This is a genomic window from Ferruginibacter sp., from assembly GCF_031430955.1.
Lineage (GTDB): Bacteria > Bacteroidota > Bacteroidia > Chitinophagales > Chitinophagaceae > Ferruginibacter.
The window spans coordinates 1-2,469 of record NZ_JANPCM010000692.1; the positions used below are offsets into that span (position 1 = coordinate 1).

Below are 2,469 nucleotides of genomic sequence, written 5' to 3' on the forward strand. Positions count from 1 at the left end.
TCTTTAATGATACTGCAGTCTGGTGACGACCCAACTATTGAAATAACAAACTTAAAGCTATGCAGGCAAAACAGGATCACCGGCTTGTTTGTTTGTATTTCTCCCGACACTATAAATATTGATGCTTTTCTACGTTTAAAAGAAATTGAAATTCCGGTAATATTTTTTGATAAGGTTCCTGAAAGCAATGATTGCAATAAAGTTTGTGTTGCAGATTCGCTCTCTGCTACCATTGCCGCTAATGCAATTATTAATAAAAAGAAAAAAAAGGTAGTGGCGCTTTTTGGTAATACACATCTTTTAATAACCAGAAAAAGACTGGAAGCTTTTACAACAACTATTACCGAAAAAGGAAATAAAATAAAGTTGATTACTGATTATGCAGTAAGCTCTGCACAAGCCGAGGAAGCAGCTTTAAAACATTTAAAAGAAAAGCCGGATACTTTTTTTTGCATGAGTGATGAAATTCTTACAGGTACGATGAAAGCAATACAGAAAAAGGGATTAAAAATACCTGATGATATTGCAGTAATTGCGATAAGCAATGGCGATATCCCTAAATTATATTTTCCGGAAATTACTTACGTAGAAACCAGTGGTTTAAAATTAGGTAAACTGGCATTTAGCAGTATGATGGCCTGCCTTGCAGGAAGTACTTTTATACAGGAACTTACCATTGAATCTTTATTGGTAGAAGGAGGATCTTTATAAAAAAAATTTACAAGATCTGGTTAAACTCCAGCCGCTCCCCATCTGGCCCCGTAATGTTAAAATATTTACAGCCATTTTTCCAGAAGGATAATAATATCGGAGCTTCTTCAATGATATTAAAAGATAAATTTTTCAGCTCAGTAAAAGCTTTATCAATATCATCCACATCAAAAGCTATATGATCTATATGGCCGTTTTTTCTGCCGCGGATTTCCTGCAACTCAGCAGCCGGCATTTGATATAATTCTATAATCATTTCGTTATACTTCATCATGGCCACATTTCCTTTATCCCCATTAAAATTAAATGTTGCCGCCATTACATTTTTAAAGCCCAGGCGTTCATAAAACCCTTCCGACCTGGCTAAATCAGTAACCGGTATGCCAATATGCTGAATATGGTTGAGCTTAAAATTCATAAATAGTTGCTTCGTATGGCCGCAATTTACTGTTTGCTGATGGTGAAGAATAATTGCCAAGTAAAATTTTCGCTTTGCTGAAAATCAACCCCAGTATTTATCTGTTGCTGAAGAAATACAGGATAACATTGCAGCAATAAAAGTAAAAAATAAATCACAGCGAAAATATTTTTTTTTATAATAGCAAATATTAAAATGATAATTGTAAACCGAACGTAAAAATGTATCTCAATAAAAGAAGCATTTAAAAAATTAACCTTACAGAAATCATTTGTAAAATCGGTTGATGTGCATATTTTTAATATCTTACAATAAAAATAAAACTATGCCTTTTGAATGGAGTGGCGTTATGCCTGCACTTACAACTAAGTTTACAGCCGATGATAAATTAGACCTTCCCCTGTTTGAAAAAAATTTAAATGCACAATTAGCTGCAGGAGTAAACGGCATTATTTTAGGCGGCACGCTGGGTGAAGCCAGTGTATTATCTACTAACGAAAAAGAAACACTTATAAAATTTGCTGTTGAAAAATGTGCAGGTAAAATTCCTGTTATTTTAAATATTGCAGAAGGTGCAACTAAGGAAGCATTGCAACAGGCTGCTTACGCAAAAGTATGGGGTGCTAAAGGTTTAATGGCTTTGCCACCTATGCGATATAAAACCGACCACAGGGAAACCGTTACCTATTTTAAAACTATTGCGGACTCTACCGATTTGCCCATAATGATTTACAACAACCCTGTTGATTATAAAACAGATGTAACCTTAGATATGTTTGAAGATTTAACCATTTGCAAAAACATACAGGCAGTAAAAGAAAGTACCCGTGATGTAACTAATGTAACCAGAATGATTAACCGCTTTGGCAATCGCTTTAAAATTTTATGCGGCGTTGATACGTTGGCCATGGAAGAACTTTGCCTTGGTGCCAATGGCTGGGTGGCAGGATTGGTTTGTGCTTTTCCGGCCGAAACAGTTATTATTTTTAATTTAGTTAAAGCAGGGAAAATTGCTGAAGCCACAAAAATTTACCGGTGGTTTATGCCCTTATTAGAATTGGATATTCACTCCAAATTAGTACAGTATATTAAACTTGCCGAAACACAGGCTGGCATAGGATCAGAAGCGGTAAGGGCACCAAGATTAACTTTAATTGGAGAAGAAAGAAAAAGGATTTTAAAAATAATTGATGATGGTATTGCAACAAGGCCGGCTTTGGGATGAGATGGTGCGTTGTGAATGGTGAATGGGCAATTGTCAATGGTGAATTGTCAATTAAACACTAAATTACGAAGCCCTATTTCTGCCCATTGCCCATTGCCCATTGCCCATTGCCCAT

3 protein-coding genes are annotated in these 2,469 nt (G+C 35.6%); 2 read left to right on the top strand and 1 reads right to left on the bottom strand.

Annotated elements, in window-relative coordinates:
- A partial coding sequence (locus ACY65O_RS19835) for a substrate-binding domain-containing protein (protein ID WP_462222593.1) occupies positions 1 to 711 on the top strand: 711 nt, incomplete at its 5' end.
- A gap of 7 nt (positions 712 to 718) precedes the next feature.
- Here the strand turns inward: ACY65O_RS19835 and ACY65O_RS19840 are convergent.
- Positions 719 to 1,129, bottom strand: a complete 411-nt coding sequence (locus ACY65O_RS19840) for a VOC family protein (protein ID WP_462222594.1) — start codon at positions 1,127 to 1,129, stop codon at positions 719 to 721.
- Between the two features lie 286 nt (positions 1,130 to 1,415).
- Between ACY65O_RS19840 and ACY65O_RS19845 the strand changes: the two genes are divergently transcribed.
- Entirely contained in the window at positions 1,416 to 2,354 is a 939-nt protein-coding gene (locus ACY65O_RS19845) for a dihydrodipicolinate synthase family protein (protein ID WP_462222595.1), read from the top strand.
- Positions 2,355 to 2,469: the final 115 nt, after the last annotated feature.